Source organism: Mycolicibacterium lutetiense, from assembly GCF_017876775.1.
GTDB lineage: Bacteria > Actinomycetota > Actinomycetes > Mycobacteriales > Mycobacteriaceae > Mycobacterium > Mycobacterium lutetiense.
Map to the genome: position 1 here is coordinate 3,253,596 of NZ_JAGIOP010000002.1, position 23,690 is coordinate 3,277,285.

General features: G+C 66.2%; 22 protein-coding genes. 12 read left to right on the forward strand and 10 right to left on the reverse strand.

Features of this window, described 5'->3' with window-relative positions:
- Window positions 1–24 precede the first annotated feature (24 nt).
- A complete protein-coding gene (locus tag JOF57_RS24910; protein ID WP_209921446.1) occupies window positions 25–1,503 on the forward strand; it encodes a MinD/ParA family ATP-binding protein in 1,479 nt (492 codons plus the stop codon).
- Here JOF57_RS24910 and JOF57_RS24915 read toward each other — a convergent pair whose 3' ends face one another.
- A complete protein-coding gene (locus tag JOF57_RS24915) occupies window positions 1,504–2,295 on the reverse strand; it encodes a transcriptional regulator (protein ID WP_209921485.1) in 792 nt (263 codons plus the stop codon).
- 384 nt (window positions 2,296–2,679) lie between these two features.
- Here JOF57_RS24915 and JOF57_RS24920 point away from each other — a divergent pair, with 384 nt between their 5' ends.
- Window positions 2,680–2,973 carry a WhiB family transcriptional regulator gene (locus JOF57_RS24920; protein ID WP_209921488.1) on the forward strand — a complete coding sequence of 98 codons (294 nt, stop codon included), beginning with the start codon at window positions 2,680–2,682 and terminating at the stop codon, window positions 2,971–2,973.
- A 231-nt stretch (window positions 2,974–3,204) separates the two neighbouring features.
- On the opposite strand, the gene JOF57_RS24925 is transcribed toward JOF57_RS24920, so the two are convergent.
- On the reverse strand, window positions 3,205–3,471 hold the full coding sequence (locus tag JOF57_RS24925) for a DivIVA domain-containing protein (protein ID WP_209921492.1): 267 nt from the start codon (window positions 3,469–3,471) through the stop codon (window positions 3,205–3,207).
- Between the two features lie 45 nt (window positions 3,472–3,516).
- On the opposite strand from JOF57_RS24925, the gene JOF57_RS24930 reads away from it, so the two are divergent.
- Window positions 3,517–4,482 (forward strand): pirin family protein, encoded by a 966-nt coding sequence (locus tag JOF57_RS24930; protein ID WP_209921495.1) that lies wholly within the window; start codon window positions 3,517–3,519, stop codon window positions 4,480–4,482.
- Here the strand turns inward: JOF57_RS24930 and JOF57_RS24935 are convergent.
- The 4 genes from JOF57_RS24935 to JOF57_RS24950 all read right to left on the reverse strand — a co-directional run bounded on the left by JOF57_RS24935 (window position 4,479) and on the right by JOF57_RS24950 (window position 10,615).
- The gene (locus tag JOF57_RS24935) at window positions 4,479–4,982 is read right to left on the reverse strand and encodes a pyridoxamine 5'-phosphate oxidase family protein (RefSeq protein WP_209921498.1); all 504 of its coding nucleotides are present in this window, start codon (window positions 4,980–4,982) and stop codon (window positions 4,479–4,481) included. The two genes, JOF57_RS24930 and JOF57_RS24935, sit on opposite strands and share 4 nt — an antisense overlap.
- A gap of 83 nt (window positions 4,983–5,065) precedes the next feature.
- Window positions 5,066–6,223, reverse strand: a complete 1,158-nt coding sequence (locus JOF57_RS24940) for a hypothetical protein (RefSeq protein WP_209921501.1) — start codon at window positions 6,221–6,223, stop codon at window positions 5,066–5,068.
- Window position 6,224: 1 nt separating this feature from the next.
- On the reverse strand, window positions 6,225–8,690 hold the full coding sequence (locus JOF57_RS24945; RefSeq protein WP_209921506.1) for a GAP1-N2 domain-containing protein: 2,466 nt from the start codon (window positions 8,688–8,690) through the stop codon (window positions 6,225–6,227).
- The gene (locus JOF57_RS24950) at window positions 8,687–10,615 is read right to left on the reverse strand and encodes a SaeA-related protein (RefSeq protein WP_209921509.1); all 1,929 of its coding nucleotides are present in this window, start codon (window positions 10,613–10,615) and stop codon (window positions 8,687–8,689) included. The genes JOF57_RS24945 and JOF57_RS24950 overlap by 4 nt, the downstream gene beginning before the upstream one ends.
- Window positions 10,616–10,810: 195 nt before the next feature.
- Between JOF57_RS24950 and JOF57_RS24955 the strand changes: the two genes are divergently transcribed.
- From JOF57_RS24955 to JOF57_RS24975, 5 genes are all read left to right on the forward strand, one after another.
- Window positions 10,811–11,452, forward strand: coding sequence for a nitroreductase family protein (locus JOF57_RS24955; protein WP_209921511.1), 642 nt, complete (start codon window positions 10,811–10,813; stop codon window positions 11,450–11,452).
- An 8-nt stretch (window positions 11,453–11,460) separates the two neighbouring features.
- Complete coding sequence (gene ygiD, locus JOF57_RS24960; protein ID WP_209923703.1) at window positions 11,461–12,234, forward strand: 4,5-DOPA-extradiol-dioxygenase; 774 nt, start codon at window positions 11,461–11,463, stop codon at window positions 12,232–12,234.
- Between the two features lie 99 nt (window positions 12,235–12,333).
- Window positions 12,334–13,200, forward strand: coding sequence for a glucose-1-phosphate thymidylyltransferase RfbA (gene rfbA, locus JOF57_RS24965; RefSeq protein ID WP_209921514.1), 867 nt, complete (start codon window positions 12,334–12,336; stop codon window positions 13,198–13,200).
- Between the two features lie 87 nt (window positions 13,201–13,287).
- Window positions 13,288–15,111: an alpha/beta hydrolase gene (locus tag JOF57_RS24970; RefSeq protein WP_209921517.1), complete on the forward strand. Its 1,824-nt coding sequence runs from the start codon at window positions 13,288–13,290 to the stop codon at window positions 15,109–15,111.
- 70 nt (window positions 15,112–15,181) lie between these two features.
- Window positions 15,182–15,631: a lipoprotein LppJ family protein gene (locus tag JOF57_RS24975; RefSeq protein WP_209921520.1), complete on the forward strand. Its 450-nt coding sequence runs from the start codon at window positions 15,182–15,184 to the stop codon at window positions 15,629–15,631.
- A 4-nt stretch (window positions 15,632–15,635) separates the two neighbouring features.
- On the opposite strand, the gene JOF57_RS24980 is transcribed toward JOF57_RS24975, so the two are convergent.
- From JOF57_RS24980 to JOF57_RS24995, 4 genes are all read right to left on the reverse strand, one after another.
- A complete protein-coding gene (locus JOF57_RS24980; protein ID WP_209921523.1) occupies window positions 15,636–15,944 on the reverse strand; it encodes a type VII secretion target in 309 nt (102 codons plus the stop codon).
- Window positions 15,945–16,422: 478 nt separating this feature from the next.
- Window positions 16,423–18,201: a hypothetical protein gene (locus JOF57_RS24985; protein WP_209921526.1), complete on the reverse strand. Its 1,779-nt coding sequence runs from the start codon at window positions 18,199–18,201 to the stop codon at window positions 16,423–16,425.
- Window positions 18,198–19,064, reverse strand: a complete 867-nt coding sequence (locus tag JOF57_RS24990; protein ID WP_209921529.1) for a hypothetical protein — start codon at window positions 19,062–19,064, stop codon at window positions 18,198–18,200. Before JOF57_RS24990 ends, JOF57_RS24985 begins: the two co-directional genes overlap by 4 nt.
- A 618-nt stretch (window positions 19,065–19,682) precedes the next feature.
- Window positions 19,683–19,865 carry a hypothetical protein gene (locus JOF57_RS24995; RefSeq protein WP_209921532.1) on the reverse strand — a complete coding sequence of 61 codons (183 nt, stop codon included), beginning with the start codon at window positions 19,863–19,865 and terminating at the stop codon, window positions 19,683–19,685.
- Between the two features lie 822 nt (window positions 19,866–20,687).
- Here JOF57_RS24995 and JOF57_RS25000 point away from each other — a divergent pair.
- Genes JOF57_RS25000 through JOF57_RS25015 form a run of 4 tightly spaced genes read left to right on the forward strand, consistent with a single transcriptional unit; the run spans window position 20,688 to window position 23,335 of the window.
- The gene (locus tag JOF57_RS25000; protein WP_307870098.1) at window positions 20,688–21,026 is read left to right on the forward strand and encodes a WXG100 family type VII secretion target; all 339 of its coding nucleotides are present in this window, start codon (window positions 20,688–20,690) and stop codon (window positions 21,024–21,026) included.
- A gap of 1 nt (window position 21,027) precedes the next feature.
- Window positions 21,028–21,318, forward strand: a complete 291-nt coding sequence (locus JOF57_RS25005) for a WXG100 family type VII secretion target (RefSeq protein ID WP_209921538.1) — start codon at window positions 21,028–21,030, stop codon at window positions 21,316–21,318.
- A 15-nt stretch (window positions 21,319–21,333) separates the two neighbouring features.
- On the forward strand, window positions 21,334–22,773 hold the full coding sequence (locus JOF57_RS25010) for a hypothetical protein (RefSeq protein ID WP_209921541.1): 1,440 nt from the start codon (window positions 21,334–21,336) through the stop codon (window positions 22,771–22,773).
- A gap of 13 nt (window positions 22,774–22,786) precedes the next feature.
- Window positions 22,787–23,335 carry a hypothetical protein gene (locus JOF57_RS25015; protein ID WP_209921543.1) on the forward strand — a complete coding sequence of 183 codons (549 nt, stop codon included), beginning with the start codon at window positions 22,787–22,789 and terminating at the stop codon, window positions 23,333–23,335.
- Window positions 23,336–23,690: the final 355 nt, after the last annotated feature.

Genomic DNA, 23,690 nt, shown 5'->3' on the forward strand with positions numbered 1-23,690 from the left:
GTGAGTTCCGGAGGAGATTGAGGCGTGCCCGACCCCGACGACACCTTGCGTAGAGAGCTCGGCTGGACGGGTCCGGAGGAATCACACTTCGAACCCGACACCCGGCCGACCCGCCGCAAGCCACCAGAGCCGCCGCCGTCGATACCTGGACGGCCCCCGGTGGATTTCGTGCCGTCGAAGATTCCGGCGAGTTCCGACTCCAACGATCCCGGACCATCGCAAGTGGTACCCGTCGACCGCGACGCGGAGCGCGCCCGCAACACTTTCCGGGAGGCGCCGCCCGCACCGCCGGCCCCGCCGCAGCAGCAAGTGCCGCCTCCCCCACCTCCGGCTCCGCCTGCACCGCCCGCACCGCCACCGAACATGGGCCAGCCCGGACACCGGCCGGATGCGTGGGAGCACAACCCGCCCGGCTGGCAGCTTCCGTCGCAGCGTCCGCCCGGCCCCGGAGGTCCGCCGCAGCAGCCGTACGGACCGCCACCCGGTCAACCCTGGCCCGCCGAAGGCGGATTCGCACCGGATCCCGGTGCGGCCGCCGCGCCCGGAGGGCCCGCCGGGTCATACGCCGACCGCATCCGGGTGAACGACCTCGTTCCGCCGAAGCGTCAGCCGCCGGGCAGCGGGTGGCGATTGCTCGTGTACCGGGCCACATTCGGGATGATCAATCCCGGCCCGTCGTCGGAAGACCTTCGAGTCGCCGAATTGGAGGCCAAGATCAAGGGCCTCCTGCGCGGCCACTACAAAGTCGGGGTGATGGGCAAGGGCGGGGTCGGCAAGACCACCGTCTCGGCCAGCATCGGATCGATCTTCGCCCAGTTGCGCCAGGACGATCGCGTGGTGGCCATCGACGCCGACACGTCTTTCGGCAAGCTCGGCAGCCGCGTCGACCCCCAGGCCCAGAGCTCGTACTGGGAGCTGGCCAACGACAAACACCTGGACTCGTTCGCCGATGTGCGCAGTCGCGTCGGGACCAACGCCGCCGGCTTGTTCGTGCTGGCCGGCGAGGGCACCCCGGCCCGCCGCCGCGTCCTGGACGCGGCCATCTACCGCGAGGCCACCACCCGGCTCGACAGGCACTTCTCCATCTCGGTGGTGGACTGCAGCTCGACGATGGACTCACCGGTGACCCAGGAAGTGCTGCGCGACCTCGACGGCCTGATCGTGGTGTCGTCCCCGTGGGTCGACGGCGCCGCCACCGCCGGACAGACGCTGGACTGGCTGGCCGCCCACGAGATGACGGAACTGCTGCAGCGCACCGTCGTGGTACTCAACGACTCCGACGGCCACGCCGACAAACGCACACGCACGATCCTGGCCGGACAGTTCTCGGGTCAGGGCCAGCGGGTGATCGAGGTGCCGTTCGACGGGCATCTGCGCCCCGGTGGCGTCGTCGATCCCCGGGAGATGTCGACCCCGACCCGGCGCCGGTTCCTGGAGATCGCCGCGGCTCTTGCCGAGCATTTCCCGACGCACGACGAGCGGCGGGACCGCCAGCCGGGCTGATCAGCGCATTGCGCCGATGAGCCCCTCCAGGGCGTGGACCGCGGACGCGTCGACCGGATATTCCGCCTCGGCGCGCGCCACGATGTCCTCGGAAACGCCGGCGGCCGTTGCAGTTTCGCTGATCGTGAGATTCGACTGCCGACGGGCGGCATACAGGCGCTGCCCGAGCGTGGCGCCGGGTGCGGTGGCGGCGAGGGTGGTCAGCTCATCGATCTGGCGCCGCACCGCACTGAGCGCCTTGATCAGCGCCGGGGTCACCATGCTCAGCCGCGCCGCACGGGCTGCCACCGCCTCGAGCTGACGCAGGTCAGCCAGGACCGAGGTGACCCGCGGCGTGAACTCCGGATCCCCGACGGCGGGCAACGTCGCGATCGTCGACTCGAGGGTGTTCACTGCCGTCAGGACCGCCTGGGCGATCAGCGGTACCTCTTCGCTGGCCGGCGGTGTCGTCGCCAACCGCACGGCGGACGGTTGTGCGGTGACCACGGTGGGCGGCTCGATGTGGGCCGGTGCAGGCATCGTCGGATCGGGTACCGACCCACCCTGACGCAACCGGGCGATCGTGCCTGGCGGCCAGCGCAACACCTCTTCGAGCTTGAGCCGGGTGCGCTCGCGGGGCCAACTGCGACCCTTCTCGAACGCGATGAGCGCTCCGGCGTTGATGATTCCGTCGGCGGCAAGGCTGCGCTGGCTGATATCGAGTTCCCGGCGCCGGGCTGCGGCGGCAGCACCAGCGCGGATAAGTCCGACATCGAACTCACCGGTGGCGAGATCGTACTCAGCGTCGGTCATACGGGGCTGTTCCTCGCCGATGTGCTCAGCTTCAGCGCGGGTGCTGGAGCGGTTGCCGGGACCCCTCAATCCTAACCCCAGACCGCAGCACCGCTACGCCTTGGTTTTTTCGCATCCGCAGCAAACAACTTCGATGCTACGGCTTCTCGGCGGGACAAACCGCAGCTCTGCTACGGGTACATCGAAGTACCCTAAGCGCCCTGACGTGCGATTTTGGATACATCGACGCTTTCCGCTGGTGGTCCCGCATCATTACCAATGCAAACTTCCGTAGCGCTGCACTGCTGCAGTTTCAACCAAACTGTTGCATCGCTACGGTTCTTGCTATAGCGTTCCCCTCAACGCGGTACACACCGCAACAGGAGCCCTTACAGGAGCAGCAGCATGAACGCACTCATGGCCAACGGCATCCCGCTCGGCGTTTGCACCAGCAACCCGGAGCGGTGGACCTCCACCCCCGACGAGCAGGCCAAGGTCATCTGCCGGGAATGCCCCCGGCGCTGGCTGTGTGCTCGCGAGGCCTGCGAACTTCCCCGCGCGGAAGGGCTCTGGGCCGGCATCATGGTTCCCGAAGCGGGCCGTGGCCGCAGCTTCGCGCTCAAGCAGCTGCGATCGCTCGCCGAGCGCAACGGCTACCCGGTGCGCAAGCTGGGCCTGGTCTTCCCCGAAGCCGCCTGATCCCAGAATCGGCGCAATTCAAAATCTTGTTTCGCCCTTTCCCTGCCGATTCGAGGGGCCGGCAGGGCGAGGGCAAGTTTCCACTGGGGGAGGAATAGGGGCCCGGGGTGTGTCGTTACACCCGCGGACGGTGCCGGGCATTGCCCCGGGCCCCAACACCAGAACCGTCGCTTCGAGCGACCACTCGCCGTGAGGCGCAGTGACGGCACCGTCCCCCAACGTCTCCGGTGGTTACTGCTCGAGCGTGGCGACTACCGCGTCGAGCAGCCCGTCTACTTCGTCTTCGTTGTAGCCACGGCGAAAAATCGGCGGACTCCGAAACGCGATGTTTCGAACATCATCGGCACCGAGGTGCCCACGCCCGTCCAGCCGCCGGGCCACCAGCGCAAGAAAATCGTCCACCGACTTCTTGTCATAGCCCCGTTTGCCCAGCTTCGGCTTCGAAAATTCGGTGCTGCGAACATCTTCGGCAGTCAATCCCCCGGTCATGCCGGTCATGCTAACCGCGCTTCGGTTTGCCTGAACACGGTTACCGTGAGGTTCATGAGCAATACCGATACCGCGCCCGCCGAAGTCACGTGCGCCAACTCGGAGTTCACCGGGGTGCTGCACCCGCGCGAGGTGCCGCTGGGCGGACCGCGCGCAATCCTGGTCCGGCGCACCCTGCCGCAACGCGAGCGATCCATGATCGGGGCCTGGTGTTTCGCCGACCACTACGGTCCCCACGACGTAGGAACCGGCAGAGGCATGGATGTGCCGCCCCATCCCCACACCGGATTGCAAACGGTGAGTTGGCTTTTCGAAGGCCTGATCGAACACCGCGACAGCGCCGGGGTCCACGCCATGGTCCGCCCGGGCGAGCTCAACCTGATGACGGCCGGCGCCGGGATCTGCCATTCGGAGGTCTCAATGCCCCAGGCGCCGATCCTGCACGGCGTCCAGCTGTGGGTGGCCCTGCCCGATGCGGCCCGCGACACCGACCGCGACTTCGCGCACTACGCACCGCCGCCCCGGTCTGTCGGTGGCGCCACCATCCGGGTGTTCCTCGGCGAGCTCGCCCAGTCGCATTCGCCGGTGCGCACCTTCACGCCGCTGCTGGGCGCGCAGATCGACCTCGAGCCGGGTGCCGAGTTGACCCTCGACGTCGATCCGGAGTTCGAACACGGCGTACTGCTCGATCACGGCGCGATCGAGGTGTGCGGCACCACGCTGGCGGTCGCCGATCTCGGCTACCAGGCCCCGGGGCGTACTCAGCTGCAATTGGCCAACCACGGCGGCGGCCCTGCCCGGGCACTCCTGCTCGGCGGGCCACCGTTCACCGAGGAACTGGTGATGTGGTGGAACTTCGTCGGCCGCAGCCACGACGACATCGCGACCTACCGTGAACTCTGGCAGGGCAACGATGCACGTTTCGGTGATGTGCGCGGCTACACCGGCAAGATCGCGCGGCTACCCGCACCGCCCTTGCCGAACGGGCGACTCAAGCCCCGGCCGCGCCCGGCAGGCTAGGAATTCAGGTATTCGGCCGTGCTGCCGCCCACCGGCATCTCGGGCAGCCCGAGCTTGCGGTGGTCCCAGCTGCGCAGCCGGCTGGGCACCACCCGCACCGCGATGCGGTTGTTCATCATCTGGTCGACGAACGGGCGCATCTCCTCGGTGTAGGGGCCGGTGTAGCGCTCCCACACGCTGATGCCCACGCGCAGAATGGTTTCCGGATCGTCGACGATCTCGGCGGTGCCGTCGATCGACACCCCGCGCAGGGTGTTGTAGGTGTCGCCGTCCTCGATCATCACCGTGATCGTCGGATCGCGACGCAGGTTGACCGCCTTCTGCGACTTGGCTTTCGTCTCGAACCAGATCTCACCGTCGAGCACCGCGTACCACATGGCGACCAGGTGTGGGCGGCCGCTGGGCAGCACCGTGGCCATCGTCGCGGTCCGGCTGCGTTCGATGAATTCGGCGATCTCGTCATCGCCCATGACGATCTTCGTGCGCTCGTTCTTGCCCACCTGTCACCTTTCTGATCGGTCAGCCCACCATAGCCACGGCCGCACAGCCACCCGCGAACGCGGTCGGTAACCCCATCGGCCTGCTACAGCACGCCGAACTGTGAAGTCACCCAACGCACCGGATCCACGCACCGGAACGGCGCGATACCCCTGGCATGCAAGCGGTTTCCCGTGGGCGGATGTCCGAGAGCGGACACCGCGAAGTACCGGCTCGCCAGCCGCGCACCCGCGGACGGGTTCTCCACGGCCGCCACGATCGAGCCGCCGTGCAGGCGGGCCAGCAGGCTGCGCACCTCCTGGTCGAGCAGTTGACCGTCGGCGTCGTCGTAGTGCTTGCCGTCGGAGGTGTCCCGCAGGAACGCCGCACCTCCGTTGGACATGACCAGCGCCCATTCCGCGCCCTGCACGTCGCGCAATGCCCGCAGCACGTCGAACTTGGACAGGATCACCGCCAGCTTGGGCTGACCCTGGTTGACCGCCGACAGCACATTGCCCAGGACCGAACGCGGCTCCCCACCGCTGAACGGCTGGGGCGGCAGCAGATCCTGCAACTGATCGCGGATGGCCTTGACCCGCAGCGGGTCGAACATGAAGAACACCGCGTCGGCGTGACCGAAGAACTGAAAGGGAGGTGCGCGCAGGTCACCGTTCTCCAGGTCCTCACCCGCCACGTCGCGCAGTACCAGGAACCGGCGCACGCCGTGCCAGACACCGATCGAGAACACCAGGGGCTCACGCTGATTCGGTGCCTGGGTATGCACCGTCGGGGTGGGAGGCAACAGGCCCCGCTGCACATACAGCGGCCCCTCGTAGTTGGTGGCGTAGTTCTGGACGGTGGCCCGGGTGACCGGTTCCAACACCACACCGAACCGCTCGCAGAGCAATTCCAACTGCTTGATCAGCACGGCGATGTAAAGACTCTTGCCCGTCGCCCGCGCGCCGGCCAGCGCGATGCAGATGGCGTGGCCTTCCCGAAAGCCGTCGGGGAGGGTGAAGTGGCAGACCGGGCAGATCTCCACCGCGGCGCCCTGCAGTGCCCGGGCCGCCTCCGACGTCGGCGGCGGCGGACCGTTGTAGCCGGGGCTTCGGGTCCAGGTGTAGAGCGGACCGCAATCGGCAGGCGCACCCACGTAGGCGGTGGCGACGTCGTCGCGGTAGCGGGTACCGCCGGCCTGGGCAGGCAGCGTCCACAGATGGTTGTTGGGACTCAACAAGGTGAAGCAACGCGGGCATTTACTCATGTCAGCCCCGGCTCCCCCTCAGTCGCTCCGCCAACGACGGATGCTCGCCCCGCCGTGTCACCAGCCTGTTCACCATCTTCCGGTACCCGCGCATCGTCCCCTCAGAGGAATCACCCGATAACTGCGCCATCAACACCACCACGGATTCAGCCTCGGCGCTCCCCATCGTGGCAGCCAGCTTCCCGGCCAGCGTGCTCGCGAGCTGATCCACCGGAGCAAGCGCATAGCCGGTGGCCTCGGCTGCCGCGGTGCGCAACAGGCTGATCGCCACCACCGTCACCGGCGACAACTGGCCGCCGTCGACCAACGGTAGTACGCGGTCCACCGCCCGTGTGCCGCAACCGGTCTCGGCTGCCAACGCGTTGCAGACCTGCGGATAGGGCTGCCCGGCGAGCACGCCCAACAGCGCGAACGCCAGCAGCCGCACCGAGAAATCCGGGTGGACCGACTCCGGTTCCACCTCGGCCAGTGCCTGATCCCACAGCGGCGTATAGGGGCTCTGGTGGGTGTGCAGGTAACGCTGATGCAGCCAGTCGCGGGGCTCGATGTGGCGGACCGCCGCGCAGGCCACCACCACACCGTCGCCGTCATCGTTGTCGTTGATCACCTTGGCGGCCAACTCGTGCAGCGCGGCCGAATCCGCGGCACCCACGAGCGTGCGCACCGCAGCCCGGCCCGGCAACGGTTCGGCGCCGACGGCCAGCAGCAGATCCGACGGATCCCAGACCGAGGCCGCCGCGGCGGCGCCGAAATTCTCCGGATCGGTCACCCGCAGCCACCACAACTGCGCCCCGGCATCACCCGGGTGTCGGGCCCCGTGCCGACGCGACCGCACCCCGCGCAGCGCAGCGCGGATCCACACCGAATCCCAGGGCTGGGCGTGCACGAGTTCGGCCGGATCGGGCACCGGGCCGGCCTCGGCGAGCCAGTCCAGTACGTCGTCGCCGATGGTGCTGCCGTCGGCGTCACCGTTGCGCAGCAACCACACGCCCAACGACAGCCGATCGGCGGCGCCGATCAACCCCCGCACCCCCGGATCAGCCAGTCCGGGCACCACATCGTCAACCAGCGCCGCCTGCAACCGGTCATCGACGACCCCCGCCCGCAACAGCAGGTCAACAACCCTCAGCAACCGGTCGGCACTTTGCTGCCGTGCGCGGTCCAGAGCCGGACCGATGGCCGCCCGCAGCGACGAAGGTGTTGGTTTCCCGTGAAACATTCTCGGCCCCAACGGGATTGGTCCGTCTTGGGCCATCCAGCCGTCGTCAGCGATGGCGCGGGCGAAGTAGATGGCGTCGGCATACGTTGCTCCGGCCCCTTCAGGCAACTCATGCCGCGCCTGCCAGGCGTCGGACGTGGTCACACCTACCGCGGCCGAGAGCACATCGGCGATGACGTGGGCCGCCTCGGATCCGACCAGCGCACCCGCCGGGGAATACGCGGCGATCACCTCATGCGCCTCGGCCTGCGCGTCGGCGAATTCCGGGCGCCCGGCCACCGCCATCGCGACCGGCCAGGCCGGATGCAGCCCGTCATCGCGCACCTGGCTGGACAACGTGTCGATGTCATCGAGAACACCGCGCGCCGAGGCCATGTCGAGCAGCACCACCTGGGCCATCACCGACCACCGGGTCACCTCGATCCGGTGCCCGCCCGCAGTGCAGTGCGGATCGCCGCCGAGCTCACCCAGCGACACGGTCCCGGATTCGCTGATCACCACCGCGCCCGGTTCGATCGCCGGAAGATCCTCGATCGGCACCGCGCTCAGCACCTGACCGCCGTGCAACGCAACCTGCTCAGCACGATCGAACGTGGAGAAGCTCAGCCTCGCCGCGGTTCCCGGCGACATCAGGAAACTCACCAAACCGATCCACTGCGCCGCCGCGTCCGGGGACTCCACGCCCAGCACCACCGGCGGCCCACCGCCCAGCGCCGCAGCCACCGCATCCAAGAGCACGAACAGCGTGGCCAACCGCCAGGTGGTGGGATCCAGCGCGAACGCGACCACACTGTCCTTGGTCACCGCCTCGCCCAGTTGCGGCAGATCCCCGGGGAGTTCGGCGCGGGCCACCGCGGCTGCGCCGTAGGGCTGGAGCCAGTGCGGTGACCGCCACCGCTGGATGGCCCGGCAGCGTGGGTGGGTGTCGGGCGCGCGATCCAACAACACGTGGGCGAACACGTTGCCCGGGCGGCCCGTACTGTCCGACCCGGCCGGGAAGGTGTGCCAGTAGCCGGCGCCGTCAGGAACATCGCGGTACGCCAGCCGACGCGGTCCCTGCTCGAGCTGCTCGGGGGTGGGGAAATCAGGCGTCTGCCCGACCGGACGGAAGACCGTATGCACCCCGGCCATCAACGCCTGCGTCTCCGCGGGCGTGAGCCCACCGCTGGTTTCCTTGAGCTGCCAGCCACCGACGGTCCCGACGGCATCGAACGATGTGTAGGCGAGTTGGCCGTAACGCGACGTCATAACACCGTCGCGGTGAGCTGCAAGGTCTGCACCGGCGGGTCCAGCAGTGCGACCGTGCGCAGCTGAAGCGGATCAGCGATATCGAGGAACAGCCGGATCCAGCCGTGCAGGCCACTGACGTTGGCGGCCCACAGTTCACCGGCACCCGTCGCCGTCGCCGCCGTCCAGTCCAGATGCTTGGACGGGTGGTCCGCCAGCTGCCCCTGTGCGTCCAGTGGGGCGACGTCGACCGGCTGACCGTCGTGCACACTCAGGGGCATCCGCTGCGGATTGTTGACCAGAACGAACGCCGGCGAGCCCGGCACCTCGTACTCCGAACGCACCGCGATGGTGGCCGTGGTGGGAAAGCCGCCCGCGTCGCGCCCGATCCGCACCGCGTACTGCAGCCTCAACATGCCCGGGTACTCGACGCTGGCCACCGGTCCGGTGACCCGTCGCCCACCGGAGAACGCCACCGGCGCCAGGTGCAGTGAACATCCGCCCACCGGAAGCGCACCGGTCAGGTGCATGCCGCCGTACTTCTCGTAGTCCTCCAGCGAGATCTCGAAGGACCTTCCGGTCAGGCCGGTCCGAGGGTCATGCCCCGTGGGTGCCAGGGTCACCACCACGCCGGCCGCGCCGGCCGGCCATTCGAATGTCAGCACCTGCTTGTTGCAGTACTCGACAAGTTCGACATCGCGGATGGCTCCGGTGTGTACCGCCGACACGGTGCGGCCCAGCACGGCCCGCCCGGCCAGGATCGTCACCGGCGTCACATAGGCCCGGCTCCACCCCTGCGGCCAGGGCACCCCGCTCATCAGCGTGCGATTGCCGCCGTCGAGTTGTGCCTGCTGGGCCACCGGCAGCCGCAACCGCAGGTCTGGGGCCAATCCCACCTGCTCGAGGGCGTTCTCGGGAAGTTCGGTGGCGACACCACCGGCGCTCGGACCGGTCTGGCTCAGATAGAGGGCCACCTCCGCTCCGGGAGACGCCCAGGACACGTCGAACGACTCGCCGTCGAACGCCGTGTCCACCGAGATGTCGGTGACCGCGGCGAGCACCGCTGACACGTCGACGTCGGCGTCGACCGGCTCGGACAGCTGCACTCCCCCGTCGACGTCGACCGCGCACCGCACCCGGTAGCGATAGCGCATACCCCGGGCCGCCCCCGAGTCGACGAAACCGGTCCTGTGCTCACCTTCGGCCAGGATCCGGTAGCGCGACTCGTCGATCGCGGACCCGTCGGCCTCCTCGAGCGGGATGCGGTACACGTGAACGGAATTCACCGCGTGCGGTGCCGTCCACTTCCCGATCACCAGCCCGCTGTCCTCTCCGATGGACACCTCCGCGGGCGGGGCGACCAGTACCCCACCGGCATATAGCACCGGCCGGGTGCTCAGGGCGTCGGCGCGGGACGTCCCGGTGATGACCCAGACCTGGTAATAGCGCACGGGCCCGGTCAACGGCCGGTCGTCGCTGGCTGCCGACAACGGCGTCGCGGCGACGAGATCGGCGTTCTCCGACGATCGGGGCGCCCGTTCCTCGGCGCTGACCACCCGGTACAGCACCACTCCCCCATTGGCCTGATAGTCCGGCCAACTCAATTCGACGACCCCTGGGCGGGACTCACCGTGGCGGAACGCGATCGGGTGCACGTCACCGGCTGCTGACGGTGACTTCTGCGGCGAACTGCCGGGCGCTCGGGCTTCCAGCTCGGCGAGTAACCGGGCCATCTCGTCGGCGTGCTCGGCGACCGACCCCGGCAGCATCTCGCGGATCTGCTCAACATCGGTGCGCCCGGACCGAAGCACGAGCCGCAGATGGGCCTCTTTGAAACTGCGGGCTGCGACCGCGCCGGAATCGACCAGTTGCTGACGCCAGGCCAGCAACGGCGCCAGCCGGGGATCCTCGTCGTCGGGATCGTCGACGGGATACAGATCGGGCATCAGAACACCAAATCCCCACCGGACATGAGCGCTATGTCACCTGCTCCGGCAGCTCGAACAGCGCGAACTCCTGAGGTGTGAGGCCCACACTGGCCTGCACACCCAGAAACGCTACCGCAGCGGGGTCCGCGCCACCGCCACATGGCGAGCCGGGCCGATGCGACGGGGTGACGCGCCACGACATAAGTTCGGCACATGCCTTCTGCCAGCTCGGCGGCCAGCGATGACGTGTGGGAAGTGATGTCCACCGCGCGGACCATCCGACGATTCACCGCCGATCCGGTCGACGACGCGACGCTGACCCGCTGCCTGCAGGCCGCGGTGTGGGCGCCGTCGGGAGCCAACGCCCAGGCCTGGCGGTTCGTCGTACTGCGCTCGGCCGAACAGCGCGCAGTCGTCGCGAAGGCGGCGGCGCAGGCCCTGGCCGTCATCGAACCCGTCTACCGCATGACCCGACCCGCCGCGGACGACACCAGCCGGCGCGCCAGGACCAACCGGGCCACCTACGAATTGCACGACCGGGCAGGCGAGTTCACCTCTGTGCTGTTCACCCAGCAGCACTTCCCCACCGCCTCCGAGCTGCTGCTCGGCGGATCGATCTTTCCGGCAATGCAGAACTTCCTGCTCGCGGCGCGCGCCCAGGGGTTGGGCGCATGCCTGACCAGCTGGGCGTCCTACGGCGGTGAACAACTGCTGCGCGAGGCCGTCGGGGTGCCCGAGGACTGGATGTTGGCCGGCCACGTGGTGGTGGGCTGGCCTCGAGGTTCCCACGGGCCGGTGCGACGACGCCCGGTCGAAGAGCTGGTCTGCATGGATCATTGGGAGAACCCGGCATGACCGGACCCATGCCCGCAGCGTTCATCGGCCACGGCAGCCCGATGAACGCTGTGGAGTCCAACCGGTTCACCGCGGCCTGGAGCGGCTTCGGACAGACCGTGCCGCGGCCGCGGGCGATCCTGGTGATCAGTGCGCACTGGTACATCAACGCCACCGCGGTCACCGCGATGGCGCGCCCACGCACCATCCACGACTTCTACGGATTCCCGCGCGAGCTGTTCGAGGTCCAGTACCCGGCGCCGGGGCTACCCGAGCTGGCCGAGGAGATCAGCGACGTGGTGAGGCCGACCTGGGTGGGTGCCGACGTGGACAGCTGGGGCATCGACCACGGCACCTGGTCGGTGCTGGTACACGCCTTCCCCGACGCGTCCATACCTGTTGTGCAACTGGCGATCAACGCGAACGAACCGGCCGAGTACCACCTGCATCTCGGCGCCAAGCTGACACCGCTGCGTGAACGCGGCGTGCTGATCGTGGGCAGCGGCAACATCGTGCACAACCTCGCCGGCATGGACCCCGGCCAACCCGAGGACGGCTTCGCCTGGGCCAAGCGGTTCGACGACGCCGCCCACGGCCAACTCACCCACTCCCCCGCCGATGTCCTCACCCTCGAGGCACATCGGGACTACGCGGCCGCCGTTCCCACCCCCGACCACTTCATCCCGATGCTGTACTTCGCCGGGCTCGCCGGTGCCGCAGCCGATTCCGGTGGGTCGGTGGACACCCTGATCACCGGCTACACCTACGGGTCGTTGTCGATGACGTCGTATGTACTGCACTGAGGCGGTCCGATTCGTCGGACCCGCGCTGACACACACGCTATGGTGACGGGCGTGTTGGGCCATGGCAACCGGTTGAATCCCGTCGGAGTGTAGGCAGGCGTGCGCGGAATCATCTTGGCCGGCGGTTCCGGCACACGACTTCATCCGATCACGACGGGTGTCAGCAAGCAGCTGCTGCCGGTGTACGACAAGCCGCTCATCTACTACCCGCTGTCCACTCTGATCATGGCCGGCATTCGCGACATCCTGATGATCACCACACCGGTCGACGCCCCAGCCTTCCACCGGCTTCTGGGTGACGGTTCGGCCTTCGGCGTCAACCTGACCTACGCAGTCCAACAAAAGCCCGAGGGCCTGGCCCAGGCTTTCATCATCGGCGCCGAGCACATCGGCACCGATACCGTCGCACTTGTCCTGGGCGACAACGTCTTCTACGGCCCGGGTCTGGGGACAAGCCTGCGGCGGTTCCGAAATGTCAGCGGCGGAGCGATATTCGCGTACTGGGTGGCGAACCCGACGGCCTACGGCGTCGTCGAATTCGATTCGGACGGGTCAGCGCTGTCGCTGGAGGAGAAGCCGGCCGTCCCCAAATCCCAGTACGCCGTGCCCGGGCTGTACTTCTACGACAACGACGTCATCGAGATCGCCCGGTCGCTGCGTAAGTCGGCCCGCGGCGAATACGAGATCACCGGGGTCAATCAGACCTACCTGAGCCAGGGCCGGCTCTCCGTCGAGGTACTGGCCCGCGGTACCGCGTGGCTGGACACCGGCACCTTCGACTCGTTGTTGGACGCCAGTGATTACGTTCGCACCATCGAACGCCGCCAGGGGCTCAAAATCGGTGTCCCCGAGGAGATCGCGTGGCGGGAGGGCTATATCGACGACGCCCAACTGGCCGCGCGCGCGAGAGAACTGCCCAAGTCCGGGTACGGCGACTATCTGCTGGAGCTGTTGGAACGCAAGTAGGTCATCCGCTGGCCTCCGAGCTTCAAATTGGTGCGCGCGTGGCTCCTCTTCCCGTGCGACGATCACATGCAGAGATAGGGGGCGGAGTTGTCGGTGACGGTGTCGACGGTGCAGGCGTCGCAACCTGAGCAGTTGGTCGCTGCCGCCGCCGACCTCGGTACCAAGATCGCCACGTTGGACACGACGATGGCCGCGCAACGTCAAGCACTGGCGCAGATGCGGGCGTCGTGGCAGGGCCAGGCGGCGTCGGCCGCGATCATCAAGGCCGAGCAGAACCTCAACCGGCAGGAGGAGCTGCGGGCCCGGTTGTCCGCGTTGCAGCAGGCGCTCAATGCCGGTGGCACACAGATGGCTTTCACCCGCAACGGGCTGCTCGCCACCGTCGGGATGTTGCGAGCGGTCGGCTGGCAGATCTCCGACGACGGCACCGCCACCCCACCGCTGTTTCCGCTGATCCTGCGGCTGATGGCCCCGGCGTGGACGGCCATCATCAAGAAGCTGCTCGCGGCGTTCGCTCAGATCGACGCCCAGACGGCGGCCGCCATCCAGACGGCGATCGCCGGACCGGTACCCGAGACACCGCCGGGCACCCTCGGTGATCCACGCCGGCTTCCCGCGCCCGGGACCAGCCCCGAGGATGTCGAGAAGTGGTGGGATTCGCTGAGCCAGTTCGAAAAGAGCCAGCTGGTAGCCGAGCACCCGGCGGACTTGGGCAATCTCAACGGGATCCCAGCCGAAGTGCGCGATTCGGTGAACCAGGCTGTCCTGCACGATGATCTGGCCCGGGTGACCGATGTCGCCAACCAGTACGGGGTGTCCACCGACGAGGTGCTGGCCAACCCGGGCAACTATGGGCTGACGCCCGCGGATGCCACCCGCTACAGCAATGCCGTGCAGACCCAGAAGGGTCTGGACAAGATGGCCGCCGAAGGCAAGCAGGACCGCCCGGTGATGTTGTGGGCCTACGATCCGCTGGCGTTCGGTGGCCAGGGCAAGGCCGCGGTGGCGATCGGCAATCCGGACAAGGCGCAGAACACCGCCGTCGTGGTCCCCGGTACCGGCAGCAGCGTCAAAGACGGCTGGCTGGAAGGCGACAACGCGACCAACCTGTATGACCAGATGCGCCTGGGCAACCCTGACGAGTCGACATCGGTGATCGCCTGGATGGGCTACGACGCCCCCGACAGTCCGACCGACCTCCGCATCGCCACCCCCGACCTGGCCAGAACAGGCGGTGATCTGCTGGCCGCAGATGTCAACGGGCTGGCCGCCACGCATGAAGGTGCCGGGTCCAACGTCACCGTCATCGGGCACTCCTACGGTGCCACGACGGTGGCCGACGCGTTCGCCGGCAGTGGCATGAAGGCCGACAACGCCGTGCTGATCGGCAGCCCCGGAACCGATCTGGCCCACAGTGCCGCGGACTTCAACCTGCCCGAGGACGGCAAGGTGTACGTCGGCGCCTCCTCCAGCGACCCGGTGTCCTGGCTGGGCCAGGCCGGCCCGCTCCCCGACATCATCAACCGCGAACTCCACTACCCGCTGGGTGCGGAGGCCGGGCTCGGCCGTGACCCCGCCGGCGACGGCTTCGGCTCGGTGCGCTTCGACGCCGAAGTGCCCGGGCGCAGCGGCCTTCCGGACTTCGGTGATCATTCCCGCTATTACGACGTGGGCAGCGAATCGTTGCGCGCCATGACCGACATCGCCAACGGCGAGGCCTCGACGCTGGCCGACAACGGGCTGACCGCCGAGGGGCGCCGCCAGCCGCATATCGGCCTGCCCGACAAACTGGATCTGCCGGGACTCCCACCGATCGACCTGCCCGATTGGGACACGCGCATCCCGGGCACCCCAGCCATCAACGACCCGGAAGGCGACCGTGGCACCGTCACCAAAGACCACCAGTACTGACCGTGCGCGCCGCATCATGGCGCTGGGAACGGCCGCGGTGGCCGCCGTACTACTGCTAGGAGGATGCGCAATGGGAACCGAGCGTTCAGCCGACCTCGACGGACCGCAGATGAGCGACGAGCAGACCCGCGCACAGGTAGTGGACCCGGCCAAACGGCTGGTCCACGCGGTCGGCCTGCAACTGCGCGGCGCGACCTTTGAATTCGACTCCTGCACCGATCAGGAAGTCGCCCCGTTCCGCGGGCAGGTCGGGATGGGATTCACCTTCCCGGCCGGCATCGCCAAAGAGGCCTACCTTGACGACATCATCGCGGCCATGGTCGCCGACGGATGGAGCAACGGCGCACCAGCCGGGAAGAAGCCGCACGGCCGGTCCATGAAGCTGGGCGAGGTGATGGCCATCGTCGCGGCCAATCCCGACCATCCCGACCGCGGCTACATAGAGATCTATGGCGAGTGCCGCAACGCCGGCGACCACAACGCCGACGAACAGGACATCCGCGCCGAACTCACCAGCTGAAGGACTAACCGCCCGGAACCTCGACCTTGTTGATCGAGGCTGCCGACGCCTGATCCTGCGCCTCATACTGGCTCGCCGCGCTATCCAGGTTGCTGCCAAAGGAATTGACCGCTTCGGCCACCGCCGTGGTGTCGGCCGCGACCGCGGCCTGCGCCTGTCGGCAGGCACCGGCGGTCGCCAGCTGCGGCACCGCCGCGGCGGCCTCCCCCAGCGGGCCATCGGCGTCCAGACCGGCCAGCCCCGCACCTGCCTGATTGAACGCGGTAGCGGTACTCGTCAACGCCGCAGGGTCAACGATCAACGGGCTGCTCACTACCTGATTCTAGGCCGGACCGGATCATCACCGGCGCACCAGAATTCGTCCTCGGAAGACCACCGCCGAGAAGTTGACTCCCGACGGGAGAACCGCCAAAGCACAAAGGTCACGAACTCAAATGAGTTCGTGACCTTTGTGGTCGCAGTTCGTAGAACCGCTCTCTGTGAGCGGTTCGTCCGTGCTGGTCTGCCACATTTTCTGAAGGGTCATTCCACTGGATTTCCGCAGAATTTCCACTGCCTTTTCGGATCACCGATCGCCAGCGTCATGACAGCGGCTGGACACCTGTAGGTGGACGTGTGGAGCTAGCGAAAGCGCTGGTTGCCGAATTTCTTTCTGGCAGTTCGGCCCCTCCTGCAGGCTCTCTGCCGTGCCAAGTTGAATCCGCTCGCAGAATTCCACAGACTTTGGCCTGTATGCGCAGGTAGACGGGCTGAACGATGGAGTTCAGCCCGTCTACCTGGGTGCCGAGATGTCAGCTGCGAGACGGCATCGGTGTGGGCGGATAGCCAAGATCCTCGGCGAGTTGGCGCAGCCGGATGTCGATGGCTTCGGACCGCGTGGCTTTGGGGTCGTGGTTCTGCTGGGCGCCGATGTTGACGGTCACCGCGGCCAGGGCGATCAAGATTTTGATCATCGGTGTTCGACGCGGTCCTGTCTTCATCGAAGCGAGGCCTCCGACGTGCCTTGTTTTGAGGAGGTTGAATCGCTGCTCGGTGAGTGCCCTGGCAGCCTCGTAGTAGAGGGTGTGCTCCCAGGATCCAGGGATGAGGTCGCCTTGGGCCATCCTGAGCTGGTCTGGAGTGAAGTAGACGGTCACGCTGGAGTTGCAGCAGCATGCCATGGCCTCGGCCGGCCATTCCGGTTCAGCCAGGGGCAGCCCCGGGGTTTCGGTCTGCATCGACTCCGGCTTCAGCGGACACATGACCGTTCCGAGTGCTGCTGGGCAGACCTGTCGCTGTTTAACGCGCTGCGGAGGCGTGCCGTTCAGGCGTGGTCGGCCGAATCGGCAATCTGCCATTGCTGGCCGCGAGTGCAGCCCCATCAAGAACGGGTAGATGCTCTGTAGCCGGCGGTCGTGTGCACCGAAGTTGTCCGCACTCAGCAATTCCCGGGTGCTGGGCGTGCGATGCCCGTGGATGCGTTTCAGCACCGCTGGGCAGTAGAACGCACCGGCGTACTGCAGCGGGCCAGGTACGGGGCCCTCGGGAGCGCCAGGGGGTAGCGCGCTGGGGTACTCGATATTCCAGTGTTTGGGGTAGCGCACCACTGGCGAGTAGCCGGTTTCCAGCATGAGCTCGGCGAACCCACTCTTGGGGTTGTAGCCCATGTCAGCGGTCAGCGAAGGCCTGCGGCTGCGTCGACCGCCACGCCGGCAATCGACCCCTGTACGGCGCGCGTGATGCAGGGCGATTGCCAGACCCTGCACACTGCCACTGGTCGGAGCATGCACTGCCATGCCCACAAACAGCGCCGGCTCGGAGTGCAGCGCGTCGCGGCGCCCGATTCTGGAGACGAAGGTAGCGCCTACGCCGAATCCACTGGATTTAGTCTCGCCGGGACCGCCGGGTATCTTGACTCGGCCGCGTTTGTCACGAGCCCAGTACCGTGCAACCGACGAGGCTCCCCTGTACCGGTCGGGTCGGCTGCCTAGCATTCCGTCGGGTGCGGCGGTGTCGATGATGGTCTCATCAACCACGAGGTCACCCTCGCAATTGGCTGGCGCCGCTACCCGTATCGAACCAGCGAGCAGATCGTTGATCACTGTGGTCAACAGTTGGTCTGCTATCTCGCTGCGTCGTCGCTCGTCATTGGTGCGGGCGTTCAACCGCGCTTCATGTTCGGCGTTCGTCATGCGTCTGGCTGGCAGATCGAAATCAGGGTCAAGCGGCAGCAGGCGCTGATTCCAGAAGCGATGAAAGCGTTTGTATTCGGTGCCAGTCTGGATACGGATTGCTGTGACGTCTTGTCGCGCCATGCCAACTGCAGCGAGTTGGTCAACGTTGAGTTCGCCGACTGTCTCCATCGCGCCGACCAGACTTATGTCGCGTCCCATGAGGAACCGGACCAGCAGGGCCACCAGCACCGCCGTCACGGTGTACTCGATTCCGCGGTTCTTCCGTCCACCGCCTCGCGACGATTCGTGGCAAGCAGCCTCGATGGTGTGTGCCGCACCGGACTTCGCGATCGCCTCGGAGGCGGTGGTGAAGATATCGTCGGCGATCAGGCACAATTGCGGGCGAGTGTGGATCATCGCTGTGCCTCCGTCAGGATGGTGATTTTGTGGTGCAGCTTGTACTGGGTCACGAGCGAACGTTCCTCGCCAAGAATTCGCAGCTCGTAGAGATCAGCCAGCTGCTGTAGGAGGAGGGCCGGGACCCGTTCGGCCAGGTCAAGGACCCACCGGTTCCGCAATGCGACCGGATCCAGGCCGGAATGTCCTAGGGCGCGCAGCTGCTCGCTGATCCGGTTGACGATGTTGCGCTCCGCGATCTCGGCATGAGGGGCGAGTACCAGCCGGTCACCGACACGGGCCGCCAGCCCCAGCAGGCGCCCGCCGATTTCGCGGTCGACGACCGGTACTTCCCGCACACCCCCACCCAGGTTCGGCAGCGTCACAACACTGACCGCCCGACCGTCAACGGGCAGGCTGGTGATCGCTGTGCCCCTCAACGTGCGAAGGTCCGCCGGCCGGGCGCCGGCCCCGTAGCAGAGGTCGATCAGGGCCTGAGCGCGCTGCCCAAGTCGGATTGGCAGCCTCGGGACGATCATTTGGGCGCGTTCGATCTCTGAGCGGCTGGCAACTGGGTGGTGTTGCCGTAGGGGCGCATTCTTCGGTTGTGCGACCGGAAACTGCCGAGGATGCAGACGGCGGCCAGTCCCGTAAAGCACGTAGCGCCGTTGATCGAGCGTACGTCGGCTCTCCGTTGCGGTGACCCTCAAATACTCATCGACGTTGGCCCTGGTGAATGCGCGGATCGGATCCACGACATCCCCAAACGCCGCCCACACCAGGAAGCGCGCGATGTGACCCACCGTCTTGCGATCTTGCTCTGCCGTGGTGAACGGCAGCTGGCATCTCAAGGTCGCGGCCGCCTGAATTGCCGCCGTCGCCATCTCAGGGTTGTCTGCTGCGACCGTCTGACGGAGTAGCCGCGTCCGGCGGTCCCCATCGGTGGGCGGCAGCGCTGGTAGTTCCCTGACCGACGAGCGCGCCACCGTGACGCTGGTATTCACCGGTGCGTTCGCGCAGGCTTCTTCGGTCGGCTTCGACTCGGCACATCGCGGCGTGCTGCGCGCGATGGTCATCTTCTTCCACCGCGCCATCAGCAACCACCAAATACAGCTGCGGCGCTGCGGCGCGGGGACTGCCTACACAGGCGACCTGCATTCTCAGAGTTCTTGCGGTGAACCATGCCGGACCAGGTATCGCGGCTACCAAACGTCGACCGGAACGAGCGTCCTGAGACTGGCTTGGATCGCGGTGGCGACATCGGCGGCGCGGGTTGTTGACACAGGCTTGCAGACACGCTGGAATACACCTATCCCTCCTACGGGGGGTTCTAAGAGCCTGATAACTCTTTGTGTACGTCGAAGCCGGGTGCCAGCCCGGCTTTTGGCGTTTTTGGGTCGGATACGCCAACCGATTCGGTCCGCTTTGGGTGCGATGCCCTATCTCAGCGGTTACATGATGAACCTCCTGCAGGTTCGACGCCCGAAGTGTCTGGGGCGCAGCTAGGCGGGGTCGGCAGACGAGTCGGCGGCATTGGAAAGGGCTTGGGCGAGAAGACGTTCACCAGTCTCTGCCAACGTCAGGCCCTGGGCATAGGCGTAGTCGTACACACGTTCAGCGAGCTGCGGCGACAGACCGAACTCGACGCGCACTCGCTCGCGCCGCCTCATGATTGGTCGTGCCATCGACATCACCTCTGCTCGTAGAAACCCGGTTGTGCCCGGAAGAATCCGAAAGATGTCGAGCTTGAATATAAGCGAATTCTCTGGCACCCTCCGCGACCTTCCAATCGTTAGCCGCCAGACACTTTGTGCCGCAGCAGTTTTGATGCCGCAATATCGGCAGTTGATTTCTAGGTCCAGATATTGCGCAAACTGCCTGCAGAGCAGTTGTTTTCATTGGACCAGTTCGGCGGAAATTGGGTTCCGGCGCGGAATCCATTCGCATCGCTTCGGGGCGGGATTGGAGGTATGCCGCAATACGGCGTGTCGTGGCCAGGCGCCAATCCCCTGATGGGTCTTCATTTTCCAGCAAGGCCGTGGCCGCCACACTCTTCCGACAGCCCAACCTCCCGACCCGTTGCCAAGTCTGTACGTGCTGGACTGACTTGGACTAAACTATCGGCTGTGGGACCCCTTGGGTGGCTTGAACCGAAGCGCCGTTAGCGAGGTGAAAACCGGCCGCGCAGGACGCGGGACAACTGCAAATAGTCGCCCTCGAGTGCCCTCTTGGGGTCCCACCCAAAAATGGCGCTGTTCGGCCTGAGCGCGGGGCTTGGCGTGGCAACCCCTTCCTCTTGGCGCGAACCGTTCGCCACAGGCAGTGAGCGTCCTTTGACGAGTCAGTGCGATCTGTGTGCCGCCAGTGTCGAGAAGCTCTCGGTTGGCTTGGGTCCCCGGTATGCAGGGTTCCGCAGATGCGAGGCTGTCGGTGTCACGGCTGAAATTTTCGCGCAAGCAGCGTCTTCGTCCTGCTTGTAGGCTGCTTTCGGCGAAGGGGGATGTGCTGTGCCAAATACTGTTGGTGGGGGCAGTGATCATGGGTTGCGGGTTCAGACCGACACGTTGAGTAGCGCCTCAGATCAACTGCAGTCGATCGCTGACGAGTTGCGCGATGGGTTACGTCGGCTTGCTTCGCACGCTGACCGGGTAGTTGAAGGCTCCTGGCGCGGCGAAGCCGCATCGGTATTCGCCAACGAGTGGCATGAGTTCCGGGAGACGGCTCAATCGATCGTCGAGGACGCTGATGTGATAGCCAGCCTGGTGGCACTGAGCGTCAACCACTACGTCGACGAAGACGAATCCAGCGCAGAAATGTTGCGCGCTACGTGGTCGAGACAGGTGTGACTTGGCTGGCTACACCGTGGATGTCGATGCACTGCACGATCTTCAAGAACAAATGCAGCATTTCCTGACCAGAGCCACCGAGAGTTTGGCCCACGTAGAGGGTCTTATCGCCCAGGTCTGTGCAGATTGGGACGGAACCGCCGCCGCCGCTTACCAACGCCGCCACCGCGAATGGGTCGACGCGTTACGTGACATGAACGACTCGATCGCCGACTTCAGGGCGTGGACGGGCGCGGCCGAAGAGGGCTACCGCGAAGTCATGGAAATCAACCTGCGCATGGCGCAGGGATAGAGCGGGTCAACGTACGTGGGCGTTTGGGTCGTCGATCCCGACTGGTATTTCACCACCGCCGAGGTTCTGGGGCGCGCGGCTTCCGAACTGGCAGGCGCCGCTGGAACAGTCGCAGCTACCGCGGACTTCGCAACTCTGCACATGGCGGGCAATGACCCGATCGGAACAGGGTGGGGATCGAAGTACGACGCCGGTGCGTCCGGCACGGTGCAGGGTGCGGTGGCGCTCACCAAGGCGTGGTCGGCGCTGGCTGGCCGGATCTATCAGGCCGGGGTGAACCACGCCTGGGTCGAGTTCCGCAACGGCCGGGGCCGCCTACCCGTGCCGGCGAACCTGCCGCCGGAGCCGGCCATCACCCAGTTGACCCTGACGATGCAAACCTCCGTGGGCGGCAACGGTATTGGTCTAGATGAACTGCTTCCGGGTCTGTTGGAGATGCTGGGCCGCGAAACCCCCAACGCGAACACCGACAAGCTCCAGACCGCCACCGATGCGTGGAACCGTTTCGCCGGAGACATCACCGACGCGGTTGACGGGGTCGTGCGGCTGACGAAACGCCCCGATCCGTCGTTACCCGACGCGACAGCTTTCTATGACTCCGTCATCAAAGTCAGTGCGCCCGGTGACGCGTTGGCCGCCGATGCGCGCCTATTGGGCTCATTGACCAGTGGCTTTTCCGGCGGGGTGGCAACGATGCGCCAGTCCATCGACAGGCAGGTCAGATTCACCGCACTCATGCTCGGCGGCACCGGAACCGTGTCCGTCGTTGCTGCCGGGGTCACCGGTGGAATCTCAATCCGAGCCGAGGCCGCCGTGGCGCGGCGACTCATACAACGCGCCTCCGACAATATCCGCGGCTACATCAACACCCTGCAAACCACCGCGTCACTCATCAACACCTTCTCGCCGATCTTCGACCCGGTGATGAAATCACTTCTCGACAAAGAAGCCCTCATCCCTGCCGTGGGGTACGAACAGCGACCCGACGGCACGCTCAAACCGACTGTCCGCTACTTCGACCGCGCGAAATGGGCGGCCTGGCAGCGCTACCTCGAACGCGGCGGCGACTGGGACATCGACCGATGGAGCAAGGCCTACGATCAGCTCCTGGAGAATGCGTCCAATGGGTGGTGGTATGACCAGCTCGTCGCCGACATCATGGGGTACGACTCCGAAGAGGGTTGGCGCCATCAGTACGGCAATGCCGAGATTGTGCCCGGCCGGCGATGGGACTGGGCTCACCTGGTCGATGGGATACCGGACGAAGTGGTCGAGAATAAGAGCGGCAGACTTGATTTCGATCAACTGCGCGCAGATGAGGAAGCTCTGCAAGTGGGCCTGAACGTCACCTACAACATCAACAGCAAGTACCCGTACAGCGAGGCAGAACTGGCCGAGCTGCAGCGGCTGCAAGACGAGTACCCAGACCAGTTCCGGGTGAACCGGCTACCCTGACGGGGAGGCAAGTATGGGCAGCACATTCAACTACGTGCCGATTCAGTTGACGAAGGCGTTTCGCGACGCGCAGTCCGATGAGAAGTTTCAAGGCTGGCTCAACATGCAGGACGCCGCGATGGGCATCGAATTCCCCATCAACGACCTGCCAGAGGTGCGCGACAGCATGTTCACCAAAGACAGTCTCGCCCTGGCCGAAGCCAAGCTGACCGACCTCTACGACAGCAACCGCTCCGCTTACACCGGTGACGAGAATGTCCACCGCACAATGCGTTTCGTGTACTACATCGGTGAAACCTTCCGCCGGGCCTTCGAAGGAACCTGGGTCGCCATCCCCCCTCAGGAAAACGCCCCTGAACAGGGCGCTCCGCTGCCCGGCATTGACGTTCCGTTCCGCGAAGGTTTCATTCAGCCGACCCAACTCATCGGTTTCGCGCTCACCCGACGCAGCGGCATCGAGATCCCGCGCGTGTACGGCCACATGGAACGCGCCTACAACAAATGGCAAGAAGCAGGGCGCCCGGAGCGCACCTTCCGCGGCACACTGCGCGAGAACGACTAACCGACCGGACTGTCGGCCCATTCGACTGTGAGAATGCGCCTCGACGGCATTGCCAGGCTGGTTCCTGCAACCCGTTAGTCGCACCGGGCAGCAACCAACCCCAGGCGCGTCGATACTGGGCCATGATGATCGAGTGAGCAATCAATCGCCCGAGGCAGCTGCCATCGCAGAGGCCGCGATAGGTCTCGCCGGCCAGCGACTGCATCCATTCACAAGGGAGCTCATCGAAGCGCTGTGCCGCGGCGAGGTAACCGGGGATCAAGCCGCGCTAGCGATTGTTGCGCGGTTCGTTACCGACAGCAAGGATCTGAGACGCGAGTTATGAGACAAGAAACGAGAATTCACAAACTGGGTC

Coding starts and splice junctions, on each gene's coding strand:
- JOF57_RS24985 (WP_209921526.1), bottom strand. CDS start 18,201: ATGATCCACACTCGCCCGCAATTGTGCCTGATCGCCGACGATATCTTC.
- JOF57_RS24990 (WP_209921529.1), bottom strand. CDS start 19,064: ATGGCGACGGCGGCAATTCAGGCGGCCGCGACCTTGAGATGCCAGCTG.
- JOF57_RS24975 (WP_209921520.1), top strand. CDS start 15,182: ATGGGAACCGAGCGTTCAGCCGACCTCGACGGACCGCAGATGAGCGAC.
- JOF57_RS25015 (WP_209921543.1), top strand. CDS start 22,787: ATGGGCAGCACATTCAACTACGTGCCGATTCAGTTGACGAAGGCGTTT.
- JOF57_RS24915 (WP_209921485.1), bottom strand. CDS start 2,295: ATGACCGACGCTGAGTACGATCTCGCCACCGGTGAGTTCGATGTCGGA.
- JOF57_RS24940 (WP_209921501.1), bottom strand. CDS start 6,223: ATGAGTAAATGCCCGCGTTGCTTCACCTTGTTGAGTCCCAACAACCAT.
- JOF57_RS24920 (WP_209921488.1), top strand. CDS start 2,680: ATGAACGCACTCATGGCCAACGGCATCCCGCTCGGCGTTTGCACCAGC.
- JOF57_RS24945 (WP_209921506.1), bottom strand. CDS start 8,690: ATGACGTCGCGTTACGGCCAACTCGCCTACACATCGTTCGATGCCGTC.
- ygiD (WP_209923703.1), top strand. CDS start 11,461: ATGCCCGCAGCGTTCATCGGCCACGGCAGCCCGATGAACGCTGTGGAG.
- JOF57_RS24950 (WP_209921509.1), bottom strand. CDS start 10,615: ATGCCCGATCTGTATCCCGTCGACGATCCCGACGACGAGGATCCCCGG.
- JOF57_RS24925 (WP_209921492.1), bottom strand. CDS start 3,471: ATGACCGGCATGACCGGGGGATTGACTGCCGAAGATGTTCGCAGCACC.
- JOF57_RS24955 (WP_209921511.1), top strand. CDS start 10,811: ATGCCTTCTGCCAGCTCGGCGGCCAGCGATGACGTGTGGGAAGTGATG.
- JOF57_RS24930 (WP_209921495.1), top strand. CDS start 3,517: ATGAGCAATACCGATACCGCGCCCGCCGAAGTCACGTGCGCCAACTCG.
- JOF57_RS24995 (WP_209921532.1), bottom strand. CDS start 19,865: ATGGCACGACCAATCATGAGGCGGCGCGAGCGAGTGCGCGTCGAGTTC.